The organism is Foetidibacter luteolus (assembly GCF_009650435.1).
Lineage (GTDB): Bacteria > Bacteroidota > Bacteroidia > Chitinophagales > Chitinophagaceae > Foetidibacter > Foetidibacter luteolus.
Genome location: NZ_VVIP01000065.1, coordinates 48,245 through 68,048 on the forward strand (window position 1 = coordinate 48,245; position 19,804 = coordinate 68,048).

General features: G+C 44.6%; 13 protein-coding genes. 10 read left to right on the forward strand and 3 right to left on the reverse strand.

The genetic code is table 11. The features are described from left to right. The first annotated feature begins 110 nt into the window (after positions 1-110). Positions 111-794, forward strand: coding sequence for a 3-keto-disaccharide hydrolase (locus F0364_RS21500; protein ID WP_153799878.1), 684 nt, complete (start codon positions 111-113; stop codon positions 792-794). Positions 795-900: 106 nt separating this feature from the next. Here the strand turns inward: F0364_RS21500 and asnS are convergent, their stop codons facing one another. Continuing rightward, positions 901-2,340: an asparagine--tRNA ligase gene (gene asnS / locus F0364_RS21505; protein WP_153799879.1), complete on the reverse strand. Its 1,440-nt coding sequence runs from the start codon at positions 2,338-2,340 to the stop codon at positions 901-903. A gap of 120 nt (positions 2,341-2,460) precedes the next feature. Here asnS and F0364_RS21510 point away from each other — a divergent pair, with 120 nt between their 5' ends. Beyond that, entirely contained in the window at positions 2,461-5,616 is a 3,156-nt protein-coding gene (locus F0364_RS21510; RefSeq protein ID WP_153799880.1) for a PAS domain-containing protein, read from the forward strand. Between the two features lie 498 nt (positions 5,617-6,114). Next, positions 6,115-7,797: a transcription termination factor Rho gene (gene rho / locus F0364_RS21515; RefSeq protein ID WP_153799881.1), complete on the forward strand. Its 1,683-nt coding sequence runs from the start codon at positions 6,115-6,117 to the stop codon at positions 7,795-7,797. Between the two features lie 103 nt (positions 7,798-7,900). Here the strand turns inward: rho and F0364_RS21520 are convergent, their stop codons facing one another. Then, positions 7,901-8,278 (reverse strand): septal ring lytic transglycosylase RlpA family protein, encoded by a 378-nt coding sequence (locus tag F0364_RS21520; protein ID WP_153799882.1) that lies wholly within the window; start codon positions 8,276-8,278, stop codon positions 7,901-7,903. A gap of 534 nt (positions 8,279-8,812) precedes the next feature. Here F0364_RS21520 and F0364_RS21525 point away from each other — a divergent pair. The 7 genes from F0364_RS21525 to F0364_RS21555 all read left to right on the forward strand — a co-directional run bounded on the left by F0364_RS21525 (position 8,813) and on the right by F0364_RS21555 (position 18,067). After that, positions 8,813-9,430, forward strand: coding sequence for a DUF2306 domain-containing protein (locus F0364_RS21525; RefSeq protein ID WP_153799883.1), 618 nt, complete (start codon positions 8,813-8,815; stop codon positions 9,428-9,430). A 103-nt stretch (positions 9,431-9,533) separates the two neighbouring features. After that, positions 9,534-9,923, forward strand: a complete 390-nt coding sequence (locus F0364_RS21530; RefSeq protein ID WP_153799884.1) for a hypothetical protein — start codon at positions 9,534-9,536, stop codon at positions 9,921-9,923. Positions 9,924-10,169: 246 nt separating this feature from the next. Next, a complete protein-coding gene (locus F0364_RS21535) occupies positions 10,170-11,450 on the forward strand; it encodes a TolC family protein (RefSeq protein ID WP_153799885.1) in 1,281 nt (426 codons plus the stop codon). Between the two features lie 8 nt (positions 11,451-11,458). After that, complete coding sequence (locus F0364_RS21540) at positions 11,459-12,556, forward strand: efflux RND transporter periplasmic adaptor subunit (protein WP_153799886.1); 1,098 nt, start codon at positions 11,459-11,461, stop codon at positions 12,554-12,556. A 392-nt stretch (positions 12,557-12,948) separates the two neighbouring features. Beyond that, a complete protein-coding gene (locus tag F0364_RS21545; protein WP_153799887.1) occupies positions 12,949-16,077 on the forward strand; it encodes an efflux RND transporter permease subunit in 3,129 nt (1,042 codons plus the stop codon). Between the two features lie 141 nt (positions 16,078-16,218). Then, on the forward strand, positions 16,219-17,286 hold the full coding sequence (locus tag F0364_RS21550) for a calcium:cation antiporter (protein ID WP_153799888.1): 1,068 nt from the start codon (positions 16,219-16,221) through the stop codon (positions 17,284-17,286). 94 nt (positions 17,287-17,380) lie between these two features. Continuing rightward, positions 17,381-18,067 (forward strand): metal-dependent hydrolase, encoded by a 687-nt coding sequence (locus tag F0364_RS21555; protein ID WP_153799889.1) that lies wholly within the window; start codon positions 17,381-17,383, stop codon positions 18,065-18,067. 320 nt (positions 18,068-18,387) lie between these two features. Here the strand turns inward: F0364_RS21555 and F0364_RS21560 are convergent, their stop codons facing one another. Beyond that, the gene (locus F0364_RS21560) at positions 18,388-19,707 is read right to left on the reverse strand and encodes an ammonium transporter (RefSeq protein WP_153799890.1); all 1,320 of its coding nucleotides are present in this window, start codon (positions 19,705-19,707) and stop codon (positions 18,388-18,390) included. Positions 19,708-19,804 lie beyond the last annotated feature (97 nt).

Genomic DNA, 19,804 nt, shown 5'->3' on the forward strand with positions numbered 1-19,804 from the left:
TTGTACCTTTCTTACATAATAACATCAGCAAAAGACTTCCTGTTAACAAGGAGGTCTTTTTTATTTTATTGCACTACCAACACTTAACTTAGTTTATCAAAAGTTTGTCTATGAAAAAAACATTGCTGTGCTGTATTTCCTTCATCACCGTTATTGCAACCACCGCGCAGGACTCTGCCTATACTAACCCTGATACCTCTGGCCCGGGATGGATAGATTTGTATAAACCAGACCTGTCCAATGCGTTGTTTCCTGAAAACGTTTGGAGTTGCAGCGATGGCATTTTTACAGCAACACAGGATGAAGCGCTGTGGAGCAAGGATGCATACGACGATTTTGTTCTTGACCTGTACTTTAAAAACGCCGATGGCACCAACAGTGGCGTGATTGTGCATGCAAGCGACATAAAGGATTGGATACCGCATTCCGTTGAAATACAAATTGCGGATGATTACTCGCAGCAATGGTCTAAAGCACCGGCCTACTGGCAATGCGCTGCCGTTTTTGGCCACCAGGCAGCCACCAAAAGAACAGTAAAAAAAGCCGGCGAATGGAACCATTACACCATCACCTGCAAAGGCAAAAAAATATGGATTGCGCTGAACGGAGAGCTTGTAAACAGCTTTGACATGAGCCTTTATACTTCGGCCAAAACCAACCCCGACGGCTCTGAAATTCCGGCATGGTTAAGCAACCCGCTGGCAACATTGCCACTGCATGGCCATATAGGGCTGCAGGGCAAACATGCAGGTGCGCCGATATGGTTTAAGAATATTAAGATTAAAGTTTTGTGATGCATTTTCCATTGCCTTTTGTAATACACCCATATTGCCAAATAAAACAGGGAGCAGTAGTTAAACCGCTCCCTGTTTTTATTGCACCGATTGCCACAGAACTAAGCTAAAACTCACAATTTTTTGGGGTCCTGGCAAAAGGTATTACATCGCGTATGTTGGTCATGCCGGTTACAAACTGCACCATCCGCTCAAAGCCCAGTCCAAACCCGGCATGGGGCACGGTTCCAAAGCGGCGTGTATCCAGGTACCAGCTCATATCTTCAACCGGTATGTGCATTTCTTTCATGCGGGCTTCCAGCCTTTCAAGTCTTTCTTCGCGTTGAGATCCCCCCACAATTTCCCCGATGCCCGGCGCCAGTATATCCATTGCGGCAACGGTTTTGCCATCATCGTTCATGCGCATATAGAAAGCTTTTATTGCGGCCGGGTAACCCGTAACAATAACCGGTTTTTTAAAATGCTTTTCTACCAGGTAACGCTCATGCTCGCTTTGCAGGTCAATACCCCAGGTTACATCATACTGAAATTTTTTCTTCTTATAAGCAGGGCTTTCGCGAAGAATGTTTACCGCCTCGGTATAGGTAATTCTTTCAAATGCATTGTTTACAACAAACTCCAGTTTCTCTATAAGGCCAAGTTCGCTGCGCTTGTCCTGCGGAAGAGATTTTTCTTCATCGGCCAGGCGCTGGGCAAGAAATTCCAGGTCTTCGCGGTTATGCTCCATGGCATAACGTATAATGTACTTGATGAACTCTTCGGCAAGGTTCATATTGTCTTCAATATCGTGAAAAGCCATCTCTGGCTCAATCATCCAGAACTCGGCCAGGTGCCTGGTAGTGTTGCTGTTCTCTGCCCTGAAAGTGGGGCCAAACGTATAAATTTCACTGAAAGCCATGGCGCCCAATTCACCTTCTAATTGACCACTCACTGTAAGGTTGGTGCTTTTGCCAAAGAAATCTTCTTTAAAATCAATACTGCCATCTTCATTGCGTGGCGGCTTATCAAAGGGCAGTGTTGTTACCCGGAACATTTCACCGGCACCTTCGGCATCGCTGGCTGTAATTACAGGTGTATGCAGGTAAACAAATCCTTTTTCATTAAAGAATTGGTGTATAGCAAAAGCCAGGCTGTGCCGCACCCTGAAAACAGCGCCAAATGTATTGGTGCGAAAACGCAGATGGGCTATCTCCCGCAAATACTCCAGCGAAGGCCGGTTTTTTAATTGCAGGGGGTATTTTTCGCCGTCACAGTCCCCGAATATTTCCAAAGCTTTCGCTTTCAGTTCCACCTTCTGGCCTTTGCCAAGGCTTTCCACCACTTCGCCGGTAACTTTCAAAGAAGCCCCGGGGGTTATACGCTTTAGCTGCGTTTCATCCAGTAAACCCTGGTTAACCACAACCTGCAGATTATTATTGGTGCTTCCATCGTTTAAAGCAATAAATTGGTTATTTCTGAAAGTGCGTACCCAGCCCATTACTGTGGTTTCGTACCCGGTACGTTCATCTGCCAGCAGGGCCTTTATCTTCAATCTGTGGTTAAGCATAAATGGCGGATATTTAAAACTCCTTAATTTTTTAATTAGTCGGCAAAGATATGGCATGACTGAATTAGAGGTATCTTATTTTGCGTGTGAATTAATGTTCAGCATATCCATACCCCGTTTATGATTACGTCCATATACCCGAAAAATCAAACGCCATTGAATAATTATGCAGAGCCTTTTGCAGATGCCGTTTTTGCGGTAACTGCAAAAGCTGGCGCAGGGTTTGAAATAGTGCATGCCTCCCAGTCTTTCTTAAACATGGTAAACCTCCATTATAACCATGTCATCCATAACGAAATAGCCAACGTGCTGCCGCCTGAAGATGCATACATTCTTAATGCACGGCTTCAAGAGTGCACTGCCGGTAATAACATCACTAATTTTAAGTATGTTTCTCATCTGCGTGGAAAAAATGCCTGTATGGCGGTGCAAATATTTCCATCCGCAACAGTACCTGGCGGCAATAAACAGCTTGTTTGTGTGCTTAAAGACGTTACAGGGGCAGACTGCGACCAGAATGACAGGGTAAATGGAAAACTTTTAATGCAGCGCATTTACGATTTTTTTCCTGAAGGAATTGTTATCAGTGACGATAATGGGTTTATTATTGAATGCAATACCGCATCACAGGAATTATTTGGAATTAGCAGGGAAGAATCTTCGTACATGACGGTAAGGGAAAAACTGGAGAATATTGAAATAGTGCACACAGACCATACTCCAATTGAGCCAGCCGAATTCCCAAGTGCAGCAGCCCTTGAACAAAAAACTGTTATAAAAAATGTTACCCTTGGCCTTAACAGAAAAAACCAGGATACCGCATGGGTAAATATATCCGCGGCTTATCTTAACCTGCCGGGTTACGGAGTGGTAACTTCCTATACAGACATTACCAAACAAAAACAGCAGGAAGAAAATACCAATGCCTTAAAGAAAACGCTTGACGCCATTTTAAACTGTTCATCGGATTGCATCCTTTTCCTGGATACATCACTCAGGATTGTACTGTGCAACCCTAAAGCCAGGCAGTTTGGCATTAGCTTACTGGGCAGGGAAGTAAAAGAAGGCGAATATGTTATAAGCCTGCTGGAAGCCTGCAGCAGAAAAGAAGTTATTATGGCCTGCCTGCATAAGGTGCAAAACAGGGAAGAAGTTTTTGCTGAGGAAAAGCTGCAATTTTTAAATGGGGAAGAAAAATGGTACTATATAAAATTTTACCCCACTTACGATGAGAAGGGCGCCTATACAGGCTGTGTGCTAAATTATACTGACATAACAGAAAGAAAAGAAAATGAATTGCGCCTTCGCCTGCAGAATGAACAACTGAAAGCCCAGGAAGTGCTGATAAGTAAAAACAAAAAACAATTTGAAAATCTTATCAACAGTTCTTCGGATTTTATATTACTGCTTGACGCGGATATGCAGGTGGTTTTGTACAACGATGAAGTAAGGCGCACTGCGGTTAAGTACCTTGGGAAGGCCGACTATGATGTGCTTAGCCCAATGGATTTACCAGAAGTAAACCGCGAAAACCTGAAAACATGCATTCAAAAAGTTATTGAAACCCGAAAGCCTGTATTTAGGGAAACATCTCTTACACTGGCAACCAAAACATTGCAGCTTTACAGCAAATATTTTCCTGTTTTTGATGAAAACGGCAATTATGCCGGCTGCACCATGATAGTTACAGACATCACTTCTATAAAAGAAAAGGAATTGCAGATACAGGAACAAAACAGGCAGCTAAAGGCCCTGGTGGAAGTAGAAGAGAAGCAGAAAGAAGAACTAAGGGCCACCAGGAACATATTGCAGACAGCTATTAACAGTTCCTCAGACATTATCGCTTTTATTGATACCGACCACAAAAAAGTTTTTTGCAATAGGGCAAGTGAAACATTCGCCATGAAATACTGGGGAAGGATTGTTACTGAAGGCGACTATTTATTTGACTTTATGCCCAAAACGTTGCACCGCCAGGTAAACGAAAGCCTTGAAATTGCTAAACATAATAAAGTAGTAAACCTTGAAAAAAAGTTCAGGATGCCTGGAGGCGCAACAGCATGGTATTCTATCCGCATTTTTCCTACCATAGATGCAAGAGGCGCTTATATCGGTAGCTTTATCAATGTTTGCGACATCACCCAGCGCAAAAGCGCAGAACTTAAACTACAGCAGCAAAATGAGGAACTAAAACAAAAAACGGCTGTTATTAAAGAAACAAAAAAACAGCTTGAATCCCTCATCAACAGCTCGTCTGACTATATTCTTCTTTTAGACACACAAATGCGTGTGGTACTCTTTAATAGCACAGCCAACGAAGCTGCACTTACTTACCTTGGTAAGCCTTATACCAAGGGCGCCAACCTGCTGGATTTTTTGCCGGAAGAAAACAGGGCGCCGGCAGCAGATTTTATCAACGAAGTGCAACGAACCGGCAAATCTGTTTTTGTTGAGAGTAAACTTAACCTGGCGCACGACTTAAGGCGTTGGCTGTACAACAAATTCTTCCCAGTTTACGATGAAAATGGCAACTACTCCGGCTGTACTGTTATTGCTACCGATATTACCAGCATTAAACTAAAAGAATACCAGATAGAACACCAGAACCAACTGCTGAAAGAATTAATTGAAGTAAGCCGTAACCAAAACGAGCAACTACGGCAGAACGAAATGCTGATAAGGGAAACCATTAACCAGTTAGAAGCGGTAATTAACAGTTCGTCAGATAATATCCTCTTTATCAACACCGACAATAAGGTTATTTTTTACAATAAAGCCGCAACCCACCATTTCTTAAAACTAAGCAACAAAGCTTTACAACAGGGCGCCAACATATTGGATTACATGCCGCAGGACAGCATCGAAATTTTCAAACAAAACCTTCAAAATCTACAGGAAAAACAATCCGTAGAGCTGGAGCAACAGGTATTTTATCCTGATGGCGATAAGATATGGTTTCACCGAAAGTTTTATCCCGTTTACAACGAGAAAGATAATTACATTGGCTATGTTATCAACTCATCCAATATTGATAAACGAAAACTCTTTGAGATAAAGCTTTCAAGGCAAAACGAGCAGTTGAGAGAAATAGCAAGGATACAATCTCACGAATTACGCAGGCCCCTTGCCAACATACTCGGCCTTATTTCTTTACTTACGGAAGACCCGGGAATAGAAAACGAAGATTCAGAGTTGCTTGGCAAACTCAAATTATCTGCGGAAGAACTTGATGAAGTTATCCGCAGGATTACAGGTAAAACACTGCCGGTTAATTGATGTTTTACAGCCTTTTACTCCGTAAATAACCCCAATTTATCGTTGTTTAAAACCAGCAGCCTAAATTGTGGATAACCACTTGAGCGGTATTTTTTTGAAATGGCATTGTGTTTGCGGATGCGTAGTCGTATTATCCGGTATCTGTAATATTAATGGGTGGCAGCATGTGGCAATTTCTGGTGGCATAAGTATCACATGATTAGAAATAAAACCAGGCTTAATTGGCACACCGGTAATTGGTAAAGCTTTGAAACTGCCCGTTTTTTATAAAGGATTCTTAATATGTGGCAAACATACTTTCAGGGCCGGGCATTTTTCAAAATTTGTTTTGTTTTTGAACATTTTGCCGTAACATTGCACTGGAAACAAGCTGATCAGTTCATATAAATCATATCCTCTCAGCTCACCTGTTTTCTTGTAATCAACCAAATTTAATTTTCTTCAATCATTTTTTAGACTGGAATTAGTGATTTAAAAACGATTCTTCAGACCCCTTTTATGTACGATATTTCGCAATTAAACGACCTGTTAGTACCCGAATTACAGGATGTTGCAGAGCAATTGAATATCCCAAATTCAAAAAAGCTGGATAAACAGGGACTTATTTACCAAATTTTAGACAAACAAGCTGTTATGGCAAGCGAAAAAAAAGAAACCGCAGAAGATAAGCCAAAGCGTAAACGTATTGTGAAAGCCAGTACCGCTAACGCTACGGAAGAAGCAGTAGTGATGAGCGAACCTAAAACCGCAAAAGCTGCCGAAGAAACAACACCAAGAAAAAGAATTGCTAAAAAAGCCAAAGCAAAAGTAGAAGAGCCGGTAATTGATGAACCGGTTGAAGAGTTAACCGAACAGCCCGCTAATCCTGAACCTGCCGCCCATGAGCCCCAGATTGGAGAAGCATTACTGGCAATGGCTTTTGGCGATGACGAACCTATTTTCGACGATGACGAAGAAGAGGATATTGATGAAGCTTTTGACGAAGAAGAGGCCGGCCCCGCCAGCGAAGATATTGTAGCGCCGGTAAGGCCACAATACCGCAAAGAACCTGCATTCAATATTGAGTTTGACGGTATCATCCAATCTGAAGGCGTGCTGGAAATGATGCCCGATGGATATGGCTTCCTGCGCTCCTCAGACTATAATTATCTTTCTTCCCCGGATGATGTATATGTATCACCATCTCAAATAAAACTTTTTGGCTTAAAAACCGGTGATACCGTATTTGGCGCCGTTCGCCCACCCAAAGAAGGTGAAAAATATTTTGCGCTGCTCAAAGTGGAAAGCATCAACGGCAAAAGCCCGGATGAAGTCCGCGACCGCGTTCCTTTCGATTACCTCACACCGCTGTTTCCGTTTGAAAAGCTTAACCTTTTCATGCAGCCCAACAATTACAGCACCCGCATTATGGACCTGTTTACGCCCATTGGTAAGGGCCAGCGCGGTTTAATTGTTGCGCAACCCAAAGTGGGTAAAACAATGCTGTTGAAAGAAGTGGCCAATGCCATCGCGGCCAACCACCCGGAATGTTACCTGATGGTGGTGCTGATTGATGAAAGGCCTGAAGAAGTTACCGATATGGAGCGCAGCGTCAAGGCCGAAGTAATCGCCTCCACTTTTGACGAGCCGGCCGAAAAACACGTTAAAGTTTCTACCATTGCCCTGCAAAAAGCAAAACGCCTGGTAGAATGCGGCCACGATGTAGTAATACTGCTTGATTCCATTACACGTCTTGCCCGTGCACACAATACGGTTGCCCCTGCAAGCGGTAAAGTACTGAGCGGCGGTGTTGAAGCCAACGCCATGCAGAAGCCCAAGCAGTTCTTCGGCGCTGCCCGTAAAATTGAAAACGGCGGCTCCCTGACCATCCTCGCTACGGCGCTTATTGAAACCGGCAGCAAGATGGATGAAGTAATCTTTGAAGAATTCAAAGGTACCGGCAACATGGAACTTCAATTAGACAGAAGGCTGGCCAACAAGCGTATTTATCCTGCTATCGACCTGGTTGCTTCCAGCACAAGGCGCGATGACCTGTTGCTGGAAAGAGAAGTGCTTCAGCGCATGAACCTCCTGCGTTTATACCTTAACGACATGAACACAGAAGAAGCCATGTCTGAATTGCTGAAACGTATGCGCAATACCAAGAGCAATGAAGAGTTCCTCGCAAGCATGAACGGATAATTTCCTCACTTTTAATACATCATTAAAGCCGCAATAAAAAACATTGCGGCTTTATTTTTATAATGCACATCATTCCCATTCATTTGCAGCCAGGTCCCCACATTTACTTTTTCTTTTTCCTGTATTTTATCTGAACCTGCGCCACACCTTTTTGGGTAAGGTCAATTTTCGAAGCTGCCTTTTTGCTCAGGTCTATAATCCTGCCGGTAACAAACGGGCCGCGGTCATTAATACGTACTTTAACCGTTTTTCCGGTTGAAAGATTCTTAACTTTAACCGTTGTGCCAAAAGGCAGCGTTCTATGCGCCGCAGTTAAATGTGACTGATTGAAAACTTCTCCATTGGCCGTCTTCCGCCCTTCAAATTTATCCGCGTAGTAAGATGCCTGGCCAGATTCGGTAATATACCTGCCGCAGGATGCAAACAGTATAGTTATAGCTAAATGAAGAAGAAGGTTTGTGGCTCCCGTCAAATACTTCATGGATGTTGGTTTCTGTAAAAATAGCCGCATACATACGGTTTACACAAAGCATTTTTCCACCATTGTGCAGATAACTACCTGGATGCTATTCCCGTCCATGCGTAGCATCAATAACAAATGACACCCCCGAGACACTTACATCGTACATCCCACATCAAACATCTAACATAAGTAAGTACTTCGTACTTCACTCTTCGTACTTGTTTTGGGGGTGCCCCTCGTGCCTCGGGTCGGGCTTTCCGCTATTACTCCGGCGCAGGGCCCTGCTGCTATGGCCTCACCGGGGTAACCGCTTCAATCCCTCACCCAAAGGTGCAGCACGCCGCTTATTTAACAGGCAGGTTTGTATTCAAAATATTGTGAACCACAGTCCTCCCCTATTAAAAATTTAAGGTTATATCATAGGAAAATAAAACGGCTTTTCTTATTTTGGTTCAAACCACACAGGCACTATGTCAGCAACCGCAACCAGGGCTGCGATTATCCCCTCCAAACCTCCCCGGCCTATATAACAAAGACGCCCCTGCTGCAACAATGGGCATTGGGGTACATTTTGCCATGGGCGGCATTATACTGGTGTTAGGCAATATACAATTGCTTGAAAAAATAAGGAACAGGTGGCCTGCCTTTCATCGTTTTACCGGCAGGGTTTACGTTGTGGCCTGCCTGCTGGCAGCTCTTGGCGGCCTTGCATTCATTGCGGTAAAAGGCACTATTGGCGGCGCTGTTATGAACGCTGGCTTCGGCTTATACGGACTGCTGATGCTGATAGCGGGAATAGAAACTTGGCGCCATGCGATAGCCAGGCGGCTGGAGTTGCACAGAGCCTGGGCACTGCGCCTCTATGCCCTGGCAATAGGTAGCTGGTTGTACCGGATGGATTATGGCTTTTGGTTAATGCTGGCAGACGGCATTGGCCACCAAAAAAATTTTGAAGGCCTGTTTGACAGGATAATGGCCTTTTTCTTTTACCTGCCCAACCTGCTTATAGCGGAAGCGTTTATCCGTATGCGGGGTAAAAAAATGCATTTGCTTCTGCAGGCTTTATCAACCATAGTTATTTTGCTGATGATTGCAATACTGGCCGTGGGCACCTACTACTTTACCAAATTTTACTGGGGCCCTGCCATAATAGAATGGCTAGGCATGTAGATATAGATGCTTATTGTCTTTTAACAACTCTTTACCGTCATGTTTAAGCATCCCTTCCTATCCTTGCAGCTTAAAACCCTTTAGCACGTTTCTCACCTGCTTAATGAATATAAGGCTCATCATATCAAAAATCTTTACCGTTATAGTTGCACTGCAGATACTAAACCTGAGCATCTATAACAGCGAATTTGAGCCATTGCCTGTTACCAATACTACAACAACCGGTTTTGATGAAACAGATTCATTTGTGGAGTTGATTGCGGAAAATGTAGCTGAAAAAAATCTCGACAAAAACGGTGGCGAGGATAAGAATAAACAAAGCCAGGTTAATAAAGACTTCCAGGTTAAATTTTTCCCGCCCGATGAAACGGGCAGCCTGCTGCTACAACCTGTGAGCGACGTTGAACAAAACAATCACCCTGCCATAAACTACTCCTACCTGTTCTATAAGAAGTTCAACCGCCCTCCCGCTGCATCATCCGGCAATTGTTAAGCTCTCAGAATGTATGCACGCTGCTATCATGCAATTACAGCATCGGTATCAACATGTCTTAGGCATGCCGCAGCTCATGCAGGTTACTGCACCCGGTTCAGGCGTATAAGCATGAATAGCTAACAATTTTCTTTCCTGGTTGTGCATACGCAATAACCACCCTGCGTGGCCAACTATACAATTTTCATCATTACGCTGCTCATCTACACGCATGTTGCAGCTACACCTTATTAACCAGGTACAATCATGAATATATTGTTGTACAGGCTGGCGCTATGCGCAGGCATACTTCTATTTGTTTTTAAAAGCAATGCCCAAAGCGATACGCTTCGTCTTACATTAAAAGAAACAGAAAAACTTTTCCTGGATAGCAACCTGTTACTGCTGGCAGCGCATTATAATGTAGATGCCGGAAAAGCGCTTGTACAGCAGGCACGCCTTTGGGATAATCCCGAGCTGGAAACAGACCAGAATATCTATGCCGATGGCAGATTTTTTCAGCATGGTAAAGACCGTGTTACCGGCCAGCCCACAGGCCAATATTTTATCCAGGTGCAGCAACTGGTAAAAACAGCGGGCAAAAGAAACAAGCTCGTCAGCATGGCTTCTACCAACGTACGCATCAGCGAGCTGCAGTTGCAGGAAGTGATGCGAACATTGCGCCTGCAATTACGCCAGGATTACTTTACTGTATTGCACCAGTTAAAAAGCAGGAACATTATCAACACTGCTGCGGGGCAGTTAGCATTGCTGCTAAAAGCACAGGAAGCGCAATTAAAACTGGGTAACACATCAGAAAAAGAACTGTTGCGCCTGCAGGCGGAAGCAACCCGCATTCAGCAAGACTTGCTGGAAACAGGCAACATATTGTCAGATGCTCAAACCGGCATAAAAACCCTGCTGCGTATTACCGGCAATCTGTTTATACTGCCCGTTGACGATTTCAGTAGTTCAGATGTTCATGAAACAGCCGGCAATATTTTCTATATGGCACGGCAAAACAACAGCGGCTTCCTGTTGCAGCAAACACAGGTGTTGTACGAAGAGCAAAACCTGTCTTACCAGAAAGCATTAAGAACACCTGACATAAGGCTTGGTACAGCCTATGATCACAACAGCAACTACGCCCCAAATTATGTCGGCTTCGGTGTCTCTCTGCCGTTGCCGCTCTTCAACAGGAACCAGGGCAATATTAAAGCAGCGCAATTCGCGGTAAAGCAGCAACAGGTAATGGTTACCCAGGCGGAAACAGAGCTACGGAATAACATCAGCAATGCTTTAAACAAGCTAATGATGTACAGCCAACAAACAAGCGTATCACAAAGCCAGTTCCACGAAAGGCTTGAAAAAATGTTTACGAACATGGTTAACAGCTACCGTGAACGCAAAATAAACCTGCTGGAGTTGATGGATTTTTTCAACACATACAAAGACACCGAAATAAGACGCATTCAACTGCAATTAAACTGGCAACTGGCAGCGGAGGAACTTAACTATCATGCCGGCGCCGATATCATCAACAAATAACAGATTACATGAAACCTATTATCATAATTATTATAGCCAGTGGTGCTTTACTGGCCTGCACGGAAAAAAAAGCGTCCCCAGCCCCAAAGCCTGTCAGCTATTGCCTGGATGATTCAACCATTGGACTTATTGCCATAGATACTGCCCGTTATGGAGACCTGGTAGAAGAAATACAGTTAAGCGGCGAGGTAAGCTTTAATGAAAACAAAGTGGGAAAAGTATATGCCCGCAGCAGTGGGCAAGTTATTGAAAGCAAAGTAACACTCGGCGACAGAGTTACCCAGGGGCAGGTACTGGCCGTTATACGCAGCGCGGATGTAGCAGGAAGTTATGCAGACCTGTCATCCGCCGATGCAGACCTGGCTGTTGCCAAAAGAGAAGTTGACAATACCGAATCGCTATACAATAGCGGCATTGCCAGCGAAAGAGAGTTAACGGAAGCCAGGCAGAATTACGAAAAGGCACTGGCCGTGAAAAGAAAAATAAACGCTGCACTTCACATTAACAGTGGTGGCAAAAGCGACAACAATGGCCTTTATTACCTAACCGCGCCGGTAAGCGGTTATGTGGTTGAGAAAAAAATAAATACCGGCAATTTCATCCGGCCTGATATGGATGAAAGCCTGTTTACCATCTCTAACATGCAGGATGTTTGGGTTTGGGGCAACGTGTTTGAAGCAGATATCCCCAAAATAAATGAAGGCGATAAAGCCACCGTATCAACACTGGCTTATCCCGGTAAAATATTCACCGGTTTAATAGATAAAGTTAGCGAAGTGCTTGACCCTGAAAACAAGGCTATGCGTGTACGCATACGCCTTCAAAACCCGGAGTTGTTGTTAAAGCCTGCCATGTTTACCAAAGTAATCATTCAGAAAAAAGCCACCGATAAAAAAGAGATATGCGTTTCCAAAAAAGCATTGATTGACCAGAACGGAAAAACATTCGTGGTAGTGTACAACAGCAATTGCGATATGCGTATTACTGAAGTTGAGGTGCAAAAACCCGTTGCTGATAAAGTGTATGTGCTGCGTGGTTTGAAAGATGGTGACAAAGTGATAACGCAAAATGAATTGCTGGTTTTCCAGGAATTGTTGAACTATTAAAAAAAGCATGGGACATAAAACGGTTTCGACAAGCTCAACCTGACATTGGTTTCTTAAATAAACGACATTGATTCACCATTCACGGTTTTAATACCAGCAATTGTATTTCATGGGGACTACGTTGCAAACAGGGTTTTGTTACTATTTAGTCTTTCATTGAAAGACTAAATAATAATCAAGCACTTCACCGTTTGGTTATTATGGCGGCTGCAGTTTCGTTTACAAGCTTCAAAATTAATGGCGAAGCACTTTGTTTACTAAGATTCTATCCGGGCTGTTAATACCCGCTTAAATGTCGCCATGAAAAACAGAAAGTACAAGTGAGTGACACAACGAAGTCACCATGAAATACCATAGCCGGTCCCACAAAAAACCGGCACAAAAAAACTACCATGAACAAGTTTATTAAAAACATTATACATTTTTCGCTAAGGCACCGGCTGTTCATTTTCTTTCTTACTGCCGTATTGGCTGTGGCGGGGTTTATCAGTTACCGTAATACGCCTATAGAAACGTTTCCTGACGTTACCAATACGCAAATCATTATCATCACGCAATGGCCCGGCAGAAGCGCCGAAGAGGTGGAAAAATTTGTAACCATACCGCTGGAAACCGTGCTTAACTCTGTGCAGAAAAAGATAAACCTGCGCACCACTTCATCTTTTGGGCTAAGTTATGTACGACTGATTTTTGACGACGATGTGGACGATGCTTTTGCACGCCAGCAGGTAATAAGCCGTATTATGAACGTGGAACTGCCCGATGGTATAAAGCCCGATGTGCAACCGCCCTACGGCCCTACCGGCGAAGTTTTCCGTTATACGCTGCGCAGCAAAATAAGGAACATCAGAGACCTGTACACTATACAGGACTGGGTACTGGACAGGCAGTTTAAATCTGTTGCCGGTGTAGCAGATGTGAACAGTTTTGGTGGCGAAGAAAGAAGCTTTGAAATAAGTGTAAACCCTGACTACCTTTTGAAGTACGGGTTGACATCGCTGGATGTATATGATGCCGTTTCGAAAAGCAACGTAAATGTAGGCGGCGATATCATTGAACGCAACGGGCAGGCCTACATTGTACGTGGCATAGGATTGCTGAACAACATTGACGAGATCAACAACATCATCGTTACCAAAATAAATGGCGTACCTATACTTGTACGCAATGTGGCCGAGGTAAAAGAAACCGGAAAGCCCAGGCTTGGCCTTGTTTCTAAAGACACAACTGAAGATGTAATAGAAGGCATTGTTGTAATGCGTAAAGGAGAAAATGCCGCCGAAGTGCTAAACCGCATACACGCCAAAGTAGATGAACTGAACAAACACATACTGCCTAAAGATGTTAAGCTGGATACCTTTTACGACCGTACAGACCTGATGGACTATGCAACGGAAACCGTAATACACAACCTTATTGAGGGCATTGTGCTGGTAACCTGTATTGTGTTGCTGTTTATGGCCGACTGGCGCACCACCGTTACCGTGAGCATCATCATACCACTGGCTTTGCTGTTCGCCTTTATGTGTATGCGTTTAAAGGGAATGACGGCCAACCTGCTTTCCATGGGCGCCGTGGATTTTGGTATCATCATAGACGGCGCTGTAGTAATGGTGGAAGGGTTGTTTGTTGCGCTTGACCACCGTGCCAAAGAAGTAGGGATGGAAAAGTTCAACAAACTGGCAAAGCTGGGGTTGTTTAAACAGGTAGGCGCGGAAATGGGCAAAGCCATCTTCTTCTCCAAACTCATCATCATCACCTGTTTGATACCCATCTTCGCGTTTCAAAAAGTGGAAGGAAAAATGTTTTCACCACTTGCCTGGACATTAGGTTTTGCGCTGCTGGGCGCTTTGATATTTACATTAACACTGGTGCCTGCATTATCAAGCATTTTGTTACGCAAAAATGTAAGGGAAAAACATAATCCTGTAGTTCGATTTTTTGAAAAAAGTATTGGCGGGCTCTTTGCAAAGGCATACCGCTTTCCACGCACCAGCATGCTGCTGGCGCTGGGTTTTATGGCCATCACTTTTTTTTCAGCCAGGTTTTTAGGCACAGAATTTTTGCCCGAGCTGGATGAAGGCGCTTTATGGGTAAAATCCCAGTTGCCGATGAGTGCATCACTTAACCAGTCAAAGGAAATATCTGATAAAATGACGGCAGAAATACGCCGCTTTCCTGAAGTGCGGCATACACTGGCGCAGATTGGCCGTACCAATGATGGTACCGACCCTAAAGGTTTCTTTAACGTGGAAATAGCGGTTGACCTGAAGCCAAAGAAGGAGTGGCGCAAAGGTCTTACCACCGAGTTGCTGGTTGATAGTATTAACCAACAACTGAGTAAAATACCGGGGCTGCTGCTTAACTATTCTCAACCCATACGCGATAATGTGGAAGAAGCGGTTGCAGGCGTACCGGCATCGCTGGCGGTAAAAATTTTCGGACCAGATTTTTATACGCTTGATTCGCTGGCCAACAAAGTAAAAGCAACATTAGCCAATGTGGAAGGCGTGGAAGACCTGGGTGTTTTAAGAAACCTGGGCCAGCCGGAATTCCGCATAGAATTAAACCAACAAAAGATGGCTATGTATGGCATCAGCACAGCGGATGCGCAGGCTGTAATTGAAATGGCATTGGGTGGCAAAGCAGCTACCCAGTTATATGAAGGCGAAAGAAAGTTTGACATACGGATACGTTATCAAAAAGACTTTCGCGATACCCGCGAAAAAGTAGAGCGGCTGATGGTGCCAACGCAGGATGGCGCAAAAGTGCCCATCAAAGAAATAGCGGCCATTAAAACGCTTACCGGGCCCGCTTTTGTTTACAGGGATAATAATGCCAGGTATATACCGGTTAAGTTTTCCATACGTGGCCGTGACCTTGGCAGTACCATACTGGAAGCGCAGCAAAAGGTAAGCGAAGCAGTTACCATTCCCGATGGCTACACGCTTACGTGGAACGGCGAATTTGAAAACCAGCAACGTGCATCTGCAACATTAAGCAATGTAGTGCCGCTTTGCCTGCTGGCTATTTTCCTGATACTTTTTGTGATGTTTGGCAATATTAAAGATGCCATACTCACCATTCTTAATGTGCCTTTTGCGCTAATCGGCGGCATTCTCGCTTTGCACTTGCGGGGCATGAATTTCAGCATAAGCGCAGGCATTGGTTTTATCGCATTGTTTGGCATCTGTATACAGAACGGCGTAATACTTATCAGTGTTTTCCGCAAAAACCTTGAAGCTAAGATGCCACTGGCTGAAGCATTGAGGACCGGGGTGATCAGCCGTGTGCGGCCGGTGGTGATGACGGCGTTGATGGCAGCGATTGGTTTGCTGCCGGCGGCCATATCCACCGGTGTTGGCAGTGAATCGCAAAAGCCACTGGCCACGGTGGTTATAGGTGGGTTGGTAACATCAACCTTCCTAACCTTGCTGATATTGCCATTGATATATGCTGCAGTGTACAGGTTTATGCATAAACGCTCTAATATAAAGCAGTTGAAAAAACTGGGGGCTTAAACAAGCAAAAAGTCCCCGTTAGTCCTGGCGGGGAATTTTTTAGTAGTTTGCCTGCATAGTGCATAACCACACGTACTTTTTGCGGTTATGCACTGCATCGCCATAAAAATATATGTTAACCTATCATGTAAAAGCTATACCATGAAATTGTTGCTAAAATGGACAACCATTATACCCATAGCAGCCTGGGTGCTGTACTTCTCAGGTTTGATAACCGAAGGAAGCATTTACCAGGTAGCAGCCGCCGCCTTGCTTATTCTAAGTGTGATCGCGGCTGTTCATCATTCTGAAATTATTGCCCACCGCGTTGGGGAACCGTATGGTACCATCATACTGGCTGTGGCGGTTACTATTATTGAGGTTTCCATCATTATTTCCCTGATGGTGGCGGGCGGCCCGGAAGCTGAATCGCTGGCAAGGGATACCATTTTTTCTGCCATTATGCTTATCCTTAACGGTATTACAGGTCTCTGTCTTTTCCTGGGCGGGCTTAAGTATAAGGAGCAAAGCTTCTCGCAACATTCCGCCACAATAGCCCTTGTTTCGCTTGTAGCCATTATTATCCTTACTTTAATATTTCCCTCCTATACAACCAGTGTAAAAGGGCCATATTACTCTACTCCGCAGCTCATCTTTGTGGCAATTGCCTGCCTCACTATTTATTCTTTCTTTCTGCTGGCCCAAACAAAACGGCACCGTGAATATTTCTTATCCGGCGAGGATGACAGTGAAACCCATGCCATAAAGGTTTCCAACGCATCCCTGGTAAGCAGCCTGGTTTTTCTGCTGCTTGGCCTGGGCATAGTTGTATTGCTGGCAAAAACGCTGTCGCCTACCATTGAAAAAATAGTAATCAGCAACAACCTTCCAAAAACTTTGGTAGGCGTAATTATTGCTGCTGTAATTCTGTTGCCAGAAGGCATTGCGGCTATAATAGCCGCCAAAAACAATAAGCTGCAAACCAGCCTTAACCTGGCACTGGGTTCGGCGCTGGCAAGCATTGGCCTTACAATTCCCTGTGTAGCGGTGGTAAGCAGCATGCTTAACATTAACGTTATTCTCGGGCTGGATGTTAAATCAACCATCCTCCTGGCACTTTCCGTTTTCACAGTAATGCTGTCCCTTGCCCGGGGCAGAACAAATATGGTGTATGGTGTAGTACTGTTGGTGAACCTGATGGCTTTTATTTTCCTTATTGTTTATCCCTAACAGGCTTTGTTTTTGCTGGTGGTTATAACAATTATTTTATCTCAGCTTAAAGTATAGCTGCGGTTCATTATTTTACTTTACAAAAATTATCAGTATGCTATTAACCTATTATGGCCAGTCTTGCTTTTCAGTTACAGCAGGCGGCAAAAAAATCCTGTTCGATCCGTTTATATCAGGCAACCCCTTAGCCAAACATATTGACATCAATACTATAGAAGCCGATTATATTTTTATATCCCACGGCCATACCGACCATACACTCGACCTGGTGGCCATAGCCAAAAGAACCGGCGCATTATGTATTGCCGCCGCGGAAATTGCTGACTGGCTTTCAGAAAAACAGGGCATTAAAAATGTGAGACCTATCAATCATGGCGGCCCGGTTACATTTGATTTTGGCAAGGCACGTGGCGTAAATGCCATTCACTCCTCTTCTTTGCCAGACGGCAGCTATGCAGGCAACCCGCTGGGCTTCGTGTTTAATACAGGCGAAGGTGATTTTTATTTTGCCGGCGATACCGCCCTTACACTTGATATGCAACTGATACCCATGTGGGCTAAGCTAAACTTTGCCGTACTGCCTATAGGCGGCAACTTTACCATGGATGTTGCAGATGCCATACGTGCCGCCGATTTTGCCGAATGCGCAACCGTTGTGGGCGTGCACTACAACACTTTTGGCCTTATTGAAATTGATACACAGCAAGCAGTTAAAGATTTTGAAGCCCAAGGCAAAAAATTACTGTTGCCCGGCATTGGCGAAACCATCGAAGTAGAGTAGCGGGTGCAGAATATTTTGGAACCCGGCGTCCGGCGCTTTGTGGAGGCATCGTTGCGTCGCACTACGTTCATCGTTCTGTACATTGGGCATCTTTTCAGCCCCGGATAGGGTATGTAGAGACGCGATGCATCGCGTCTCTACCGGTATAGGTATAATACAAACCGGCATGCGCATTACACGCATGCCGGTATTTTTTTCCCAAACTCCTTGGTCCATTAGCAACGGCGGGCAAAGGATACGGAGTTGGCAAACAGTGCTGTAAAAATCGAGAAGGCTTGTTAATTCCGACTCTTGATTTGGATATACACAGTTAAAAATTCTTATAAAGATTCCCCATGCTGGGTAATGTCAAGACCAATAGCCTCTTCTTCGGCAGATACACGCAAAGGAATAATCATATCAACCAGCTTAAACAGTATGAAGCCCATAATCATTGCAAAAGCAACCACTATGGCGCAACCGGCAAGTTGCTTAAGAAAGAACTCAGTACCTCCGTACAATAGTCCATCAGTACCGGCGGCATTTATTTTCTTACTGGAAAACACACCAGTTAATATCATACCTACTATACCACCAACACCATGGCAAGGGAACACATCAAGCGTATCATCAATAGTTGTTTTCCCCTTCCAGTAAACAGCCAGGTTAGAACAAACAGCGCCAAACATGCCAATGAAGATGCTTTGTGGCAGCCCAACAAAACCAGCGGCAGGCGTAATGGCCACAAGGCCAACTACGGCGCCGATACAAAAGCCCAATGCAGACGGTTTGCGGCCGCGCAGCGAATCGAAAAATATCCAACCGAGGCCTGCAGCGGCAGAAGCTGTATTGGTATTGGCAAAAGCGTTTACAGCCAGGCTTCCTGAGCCAACGGCAGAACCCGCATTAAAACCAAACCAGCCAAACCACAGTAAGCCGGTACCCAGCAGCACATAAGGAATGCGGGCAGGTTTTACTTCTTCTTTTTCAATATGCACCTTACGCCTTTTAAGTACAATGGCGCCCATTAGGGCTGCGCAACCAGCAGAAATGTGTACCACAGTACCACCGGCAAAGTCAAGAACGCCCATTTTAAACAGCAGGCCATCCGGGTGCCATGTCCAGTGCGCCAGCGGGGCATAAATAATCAGGCTGAAGAGCACCATGAAAAGTACATAGCCGGTAAAGCGTATACGTTCAGCAGTAGCGCCTACTACCAGCGCCGGAGTTATGATAGCGAATTTCATTTGAAACAAAGCGAACAATAACAGCGGTATAGTTGGCGCCAGGCTCCATGGGGCCATGCCATTAATACCCTTCATCATAAAGAGGCCGGCAGGGTTGCCAATAAAGCCGCCGATAGAGGGGCCAAAGGCAAGGCCAAACCCTACTACCAGCCACAGCACGCTTATGAGGCCCGTGGCTATAAAGCTCTGGAACATGGTGGAGATCACATTCTTTTTACCCACCATACCGGCGTAGAAAAACGAAAGGCCGGGAGTCATTAATAAAACCAATGCAGTAGAAACAAGCAACCAGGCAATATCGCCGGTGTTGTACACCTGGGAACCATCAAAGTCCGTAACCAGGGGTGTAAAAATTCCAATGAGGGCAAAAATTGCCATCAGGATAAATGGTATGGGACTGGTAGAAGTCTTCATAAACTATTATTTGGGGTGATAGTAATATAGCAGAGAGTAGCAGCAGTAGTTGTTTGGTTGCGGGCCCCTGTTTCACAACAACCTGACAGGCTTTTGG

What these genes read in the sequence shown, in the direction of transcription:
- F0364_RS21500 (WP_153799878.1), top strand. Translation starts at nt 111, where the DNA reads ATGAAAAAAACATTGCTGTGCTGTATTTCCTTCATCACCGTTATTGCA.
- asnS (WP_153799879.1), bottom strand. Translation starts at nt 2,340, where the DNA reads ATGCTTAACCACAGATTGAAGATAAAGGCCCTGCTGGCAGATGAACGT.
- F0364_RS21510 (WP_153799880.1), top strand. Translation starts at nt 2,461, where the DNA reads ATGATTACGTCCATATACCCGAAAAATCAAACGCCATTGAATAATTAT.
- rho (WP_153799881.1), top strand. Translation starts at nt 6,115, where the DNA reads ATGTACGATATTTCGCAATTAAACGACCTGTTAGTACCCGAATTACAG.
- F0364_RS21520 (WP_153799882.1), bottom strand. Translation starts at nt 8,278, where the DNA reads ATGAAGTATTTGACGGGAGCCACAAACCTTCTTCTTCATTTAGCTATA.
- F0364_RS21525 (WP_153799883.1), top strand. Translation starts at nt 8,813, where the DNA reads ATGGGCATTGGGGTACATTTTGCCATGGGCGGCATTATACTGGTGTTA.
- F0364_RS21530 (WP_153799884.1), top strand. Translation starts at nt 9,534, where the DNA reads ATGAATATAAGGCTCATCATATCAAAAATCTTTACCGTTATAGTTGCA.
- F0364_RS21535 (WP_153799885.1), top strand. Translation starts at nt 10,170, where the DNA reads ATGAATATATTGTTGTACAGGCTGGCGCTATGCGCAGGCATACTTCTA.
- F0364_RS21540 (WP_153799886.1), top strand. Translation starts at nt 11,459, where the DNA reads ATGAAACCTATTATCATAATTATTATAGCCAGTGGTGCTTTACTGGCC.
- F0364_RS21545 (WP_153799887.1), top strand. Translation starts at nt 12,949, where the DNA reads ATGAACAAGTTTATTAAAAACATTATACATTTTTCGCTAAGGCACCGG.
- F0364_RS21550 (WP_153799888.1), top strand. Translation starts at nt 16,219, where the DNA reads ATGAAATTGTTGCTAAAATGGACAACCATTATACCCATAGCAGCCTGG.
- F0364_RS21555 (WP_153799889.1), top strand. Translation starts at nt 17,381, where the DNA reads ATGCTATTAACCTATTATGGCCAGTCTTGCTTTTCAGTTACAGCAGGC.
- F0364_RS21560 (WP_153799890.1), bottom strand. Translation starts at nt 19,707, where the DNA reads ATGAAGACTTCTACCAGTCCCATACCATTTATCCTGATGGCAATTTTT.